Raw genomic sequence first — 4,715 nt, 5'->3', positions numbered from 1 at the left:
CAGGCACTTGATGTCTGGAAAACGGCTGCGAACATCGCCTGATCCCACTAACGCGATGCCTTCGCCGATTGCCGACAGGTTAACGTGACAACACCGCTGCAGTTACTCGAACGACCGCTTCACGGTGAATCTAAATTCGTTCGGCAAAGCGCCTGATGCGTTGCACCAGGCGCCTCTTGTTCTTGTCACATCGCGTTACTTGATGGCGAGGATGTCGAAGTTGTGGACGTTAGCGACCACACCGTCGTCCCACCCGCCAGCGACCAACTCCGCTGCCCGTTCGTTCAGCAGCCCGGCGACTTGACCGGCAAAGTGTGCTTCACGGCCAGCATTGTTGGTGAAGATGTCGAAGATTGCGAAGGATGTCTCGTCAATCTGCAGCGCCGCCCAGAACAATGTGCCGGGTTCGGTTTCTCCGACGATGGGACCAGCTGCGGTCAGCAAGGCTGCCAATTCCGGCCCTCTGCCGGGTGCTGCTTCGAGCGTGATGTACGTGGCTGTCGTGGCCGAGTAGAGATCAACCGGTTCCCTCACCGACAGGACATCGGAATTGTTGATATTCGCGACAACACCATCGTCCCAGCCCCCGGCGACCAGCGCGTCGGCATTTTGGTTCAAAGCCGCGGCCACAGCGCCGGAGAAATGCGCATTGCGCGCTTCTTCATCCACGAAGATATCAAAGATCGCGAGCGTATCGTCGTCTTGTAAGGCAAACCAAAACACGGTGCCTGGTTCGGTGTCCGCGACAATCGGGGCGGCTCCGGCCAGAAATTCGGCGAATGCTTCGGTCTGGCCTTCAGCGGCGGGCATGGCGATGTAGCTGGCAGTGTGATTTTCCATTGGGGTTTCCTGTGCGGCTGCAGATGTCGTGATCAAGGCCAAAGCGGCGAGTGTCTTGAGAATTTGGGCTTTCATGGTCGCCTCCTGATTGAGAGGTTGTTGTGTTTGGTTTCGATGCACCCTTTTCTCATGCCGAATGCCTCAGGCACCAATCCCGAACTTCTATTCTTTGATAGACATGTGCTATGGTGAACCTCATGGCGAAAAGTGACGGAGACTGTGGCAGTGGAGATGAACCAGATCAGGTATTTTTTGGCTGTCTGCCAGCATCGCAACTTCACCCATGCCGCTAGCGCCTCAAATGTTTCCCAACCGTCCTTGACGACCGCGATCAAGAAACTTGAACACGAGCTCGGGGGTGATCTGTTTGTCAGGGACCGCGCGGGATGCAGGTTGACGGCACTCGGAAAACTCATGCAGCCAAGGCTACAGAAAGCGCATGACGAAACGCAGGCAGCTAAGGCAGAAGCCGTCCGCCACACGCGACTAGAGCGGGTTCCTATTTCTGTCGGTGTTGGCGAAACGATTGGTCACAACCGGATTTCAGCCGCCGTGGAACGCTTCCGTACACGATTGCCGCAAGCCGAAATAGAGTTGATCGTGGCGTCTGCCTCCAAGCTTCTGGCCGGATTGCGAGAGGGTGAATTTGACGTCGTTGTCACAGCGGCGACGGTCAGTGAAGACCTCTATCGAATAGACCAGCTCTATGACGAGTCCTACAAGGTTGTGGTGTCCAAGTCGCACCCGTTGTCTGGACGAAACGCTATTTCTCTTTCGACACTCGCTGAAACTGACATGCTCGATCGACCCAATTGCGAAATGCGCGATGCGTTGCATCGGGCATGTGCAGACCAAGGTCACGAACTCTACGCGGCCTATCGGTCAAATCGCGTGGATTGGTTAGTCGAACTCGCGCGGCAGGGATTAGGCGCGGTGATTTTGCCAACCACGGCAATTCCAGCAGACAGGGGCCTCGTTTCGATACTCATCGACGGCCTTGAAATTTCGCGAACTGTTTCTGCTCTTCGTTATCGGCACCAAACGACGAGACCAGAGACAAATGATCTGATCCGTGAGATTGCGCGTGTGTAGGGGCGCTGTTGCACAAATCAGATGATGACCGCAGTTCCCCTTTCTCCGGACACACTTATCCCAGTGCCACGGTGACCGGGATGCCGAGGGCAGTGAAGCGGTTCATTACCGCCGCACGGATCTGAACTTCGGCAACCTGGCGGTCGAAGTCGCGGGACATCAGCTTCTGTCCGAGTAGCTTTACGCAGTTCATTTTCGTTTCCACTCTGCTACGTCGGTGGTAGCCGCTCCAGTTCCGCCACAGCGCCCGGCCAAGATGCTTTGACGTCCGCAGTATCTCGCTGCGCGCTCGGGCCCCTGCCGTGTCCGGCTTCCAGGGTCTCGCGTTGCGGCGGGGCGGAATGATTGCTGCCGCACCGCGGTCAGCGATGGCGTCGTGGCAGGCGCGCGTGTCGTAGGCACCGTCTGCTGTAACGGTGGCAATCTCCTGATCCGGGGGCAGCTGGGCAAGCAGGTCCGGCAGCATCGGCGCGTCGCCGACATTGCTGGAGGTGACCTCGACTGCCCGGATCTCCAGCGTTTCCTCATCGATCCCGAGGTGGAGCTTGCGCCAGACCCTTCGTTTCGAGCCGCCATGCTTGCGCGTGTGCCACTCGCCTTCGCCTTCCACCTTGATGCCGGTGCTGTCCACGAGCAGATGCAGCGGCCCCTTGGAACCGCGATACGGGATCGTCACGTTCAAGGTCTTCTGGCGACGTGACAGAGTGCTGAAGTCCGGCACGGACCAGCCGAGCCCGGACAGTTCGAGCAGGCTCGCCACGAAATCGGTCGCTTGACGTAGCGGCAGCCCGAGGAGTGTCTTGAGGGTGAGGCAGGCCTGGATCGCAGCATCGCTATAGGCCTGCTGACGGCCGCGACGCCCCGACGGAATGGCTTCCCAATGCATCGAGGGATCGAACCAAACGGTCAGTGATCCGCGCTGCCTCAGCGCCTGATTGTAGCTTTGTCAGTTGGTGGTCTTGAAGGTCGTCTTCGGAGGTCTGCTCATACCTTCCGGCTACTACATTGGATTCGCGAGGTGAATCCCTCGCCCTTTTGTGCAACAACGCCCCGTGACACAGAAAGTCGCGCTGCGATTTCTTCCTGATGTAAGCGTTCGCCGGGCGCAAATTCCCCCGAACAGATCGCGTTGAGCAGAATGTCATGCGTTTGCTCTGTCAGTGATTTTGGCTGCTCAATCGTGTCCATTTCCGCCCCTTTAGTCCAACGTCAATCACATCCAAAAGAGGGTTGCTAGACAGAAATTCGTATTTCGTATACGAAAAGACATGTGCAATCACTTTGGGGGATGTGATCATGTGTGAAGTCTTTGCCGGGCAAGACCCGGAACGTTATGCCTGCACGACCCGCCGTCTGCGTCTGAATGGCCAAAGCACCTCGATCCGACTTGAGAACGCTTTCTGGCAAACGCTAGATGACATCGCGGCCCGCGATGGTGTTACCACGCCGATCTTCATCTCGACCTTGCATTCTGAAGTGCTGGAACGCCGTGGTGAACCGCAAAATTTTACCTCTCTTCTGCGCTGCGCGTGCCTGAAATTCATGGAAATCACACGCTCTGAACCTGCGGTCGCTATCGCGGCCGAATAGCCCGAATCCTAGCGGCGAAAAAAACCAGTGGGTAGTAGAGGCATACTACCCGCGCCCCGGCCCACCCGAATTAACCTGCTGGCGATACGTACTGCCTGCAGGAGGGAACCTTGGCCAAACAAATCCACTCGATGATCCGCGTTCTGGACGAAGCGCGCTCTCTGGCATTCTACGACACGGCCTTTGGCCTGAAGGTTGCTGACAGGCTCGACTTTCCAGAATTTACGCTGGTCTACCTGAGCAACCCGGAAACCGAATTCGAGCTCGAACTGACCATCAACAAAGGGCAGTCCGGGCCCTACGACCTTGGCAACGGCTATGGTCATCTGGCGGTGTCGGTCGCGGACCTTGACGCCGAACATGCCCGCTTCGAGGCAGAGGGCCTTGCACCCCGAAAACTCGTTGAATTCGCACCCGCCGGTGAACGCATCGCGCGGTTTTTCTTTGTGGCCGATCCTGATGGTTACCAGATCGAGGTTCTGGAACGCGGTGGCCGCTTCAAATGACATCAAGGGGAGGACGAACGATAATGTCTGATACAGCAAGCCCAAGGGGCTGACACGGCGCCAGCTGTTGTCGCGGGCCTCCGCGGCAGGCGCATCATTTGTGGTGGGGGCAGGTTTTCTGGCGGCTCCCAACGCAGCCTGGGCGATGGAAACCGTCGCGCTGATGTCAACGGCGGAGTAAAATTGGGCCACGGGTGGAGTGCGCCCCTGGGGGTGGACAACAGGTTTTGTATATATTGACCGGGTCGTGGTTCTGATAAGGAGAACCCATGACCAAGAGACACCGCCGGCATAGCACTGCCAAGAAACGCGAAGTCGTCGAAGCCTATTTTCAGGGCGAGTCGATGCGCACCCTCAGCCAGAAGCACGATGTTTGCCGCACGTTGATCCCGATCTGGATCGACAAATACGAACGCGGCGAGTTCGACGACGATGCTTTGGAGGAAGAACTGCTTCCCGAGTATGAAGCGCGGATCGCGGCGCTGGAGCGGCTGGTTGGCCGTCAGGCACTTGAGATCGAGTTTCTAAAGGGGGCTCGTCGGCGTGCACAGTCGCAGAGAAACGCACCTACATCCGTGATCACCGGCCCGCCGGGTGTTGTCACGTTAACCTGTCGGCAATCGGCGAAGGCATCGCGTTAGTGGGATCAGGCGATGTTCGCAGCCGTTTTCCAGACATCAAGTGCCT

Annotated in this window: 6 protein-coding genes and 2 pseudogenes; 5 read left to right on the top strand and 3 right to left on the bottom strand. The window is 57.6% G+C overall.

The window, feature by feature from the left end:
* Positions 1-195: 195 nt before the first annotated feature.
* Positions 196-915, bottom strand: a complete 720-nt coding sequence (locus tag BUB53_RS22080) for a putative quinol monooxygenase (RefSeq protein ID WP_073038224.1) — start codon at positions 913-915, stop codon at positions 196-198.
* A gap of 156 nt (positions 916-1,071) precedes the next feature.
* On the opposite strand from BUB53_RS22080, the gene BUB53_RS22075 reads away from it, so the two are divergent.
* Positions 1,072-1,932 (top strand): LysR family transcriptional regulator, encoded by an 861-nt coding sequence (locus BUB53_RS22075; RefSeq protein WP_200797839.1) that lies wholly within the window; start codon positions 1,072-1,074, stop codon positions 1,930-1,932.
* 55 nt (positions 1,933-1,987) lie between these two features.
* Here BUB53_RS22075 and BUB53_RS22070 read toward each other — a convergent pair.
* Positions 1,988-2,920 (bottom strand): annotated as a pseudogene (locus BUB53_RS22070) (IS5 family transposase).
* Positions 2,917-3,120 (bottom strand): GntR family transcriptional regulator, encoded by a 204-nt coding sequence (locus BUB53_RS23540; protein WP_073038222.1) that lies wholly within the window; start codon positions 3,118-3,120, stop codon positions 2,917-2,919. The pseudogene BUB53_RS22070 and the gene BUB53_RS23540 overlap by 4 nt, the downstream one beginning before the upstream one ends.
* A 108-nt stretch (positions 3,121-3,228) precedes the next feature.
* On the opposite strand from BUB53_RS23540, the gene BUB53_RS22060 reads away from it, so the two are divergent.
* The 4 genes and pseudogenes from BUB53_RS22060 to BUB53_RS22045 all read left to right on the top strand — a co-directional run bounded on the left by BUB53_RS22060 (position 3,229) and on the right by BUB53_RS22045 (position 4,669).
* Entirely contained in the window at positions 3,229-3,522 is a 294-nt protein-coding gene (locus BUB53_RS22060) for a ribbon-helix-helix domain-containing protein (protein WP_073038225.1), read from the top strand.
* A gap of 110 nt (positions 3,523-3,632) precedes the next feature.
* Positions 3,633-4,028 (top strand): VOC family protein, encoded by a 396-nt coding sequence (locus BUB53_RS22055; protein WP_073038220.1) that lies wholly within the window; start codon positions 3,633-3,635, stop codon positions 4,026-4,028.
* 49 nt (positions 4,029-4,077) lie between these two features.
* A pseudogene (locus BUB53_RS22050) lies at positions 4,078-4,191 on the top strand (twin-arginine translocation signal domain-containing protein); the annotation flags it as partial.
* A gap of 106 nt (positions 4,192-4,297) precedes the next feature.
* Complete coding sequence (locus BUB53_RS22045) at positions 4,298-4,669, top strand: transposase (protein ID WP_073038218.1); 372 nt, start codon at positions 4,298-4,300, stop codon at positions 4,667-4,669.
* Positions 4,670-4,715 lie beyond the last annotated feature (46 nt).

This window comes from Roseovarius pacificus (assembly GCF_900142665.1).
Taxonomy (GTDB): Bacteria; Pseudomonadota; Alphaproteobacteria; order Rhodobacterales; family Rhodobacteraceae; genus Roseovarius; species Roseovarius pacificus.
The sequence above is the reverse complement of the archived record's forward strand: the minus strand, read 5'-3'. Positions and strand labels throughout refer to the sequence as shown.

Excerpts from the sequence above, each read along its gene's own strand:
- BUB53_RS22060 (WP_073038225.1), top strand. The coding sequence starts at position 3,229 with ATGTGTGAAGTCTTTGCCGGGCAAGACCCGGAACGTTATGCCTGCACG.
- BUB53_RS22075 (WP_200797839.1), top strand. The coding sequence starts at position 1,072 with ATGAACCAGATCAGGTATTTTTTGGCTGTCTGCCAGCATCGCAACTTC.
- BUB53_RS22080 (WP_073038224.1), bottom strand. The coding sequence starts at position 915 with ATGAAAGCCCAAATTCTCAAGACACTCGCCGCTTTGGCCTTGATCACG.
- BUB53_RS22045 (WP_073038218.1), top strand. The coding sequence starts at position 4,298 with ATGACCAAGAGACACCGCCGGCATAGCACTGCCAAGAAACGCGAAGTC.
- BUB53_RS23540 (WP_073038222.1), bottom strand. The coding sequence starts at position 3,120 with ATGGACACGATTGAGCAGCCAAAATCACTGACAGAGCAAACGCATGAC.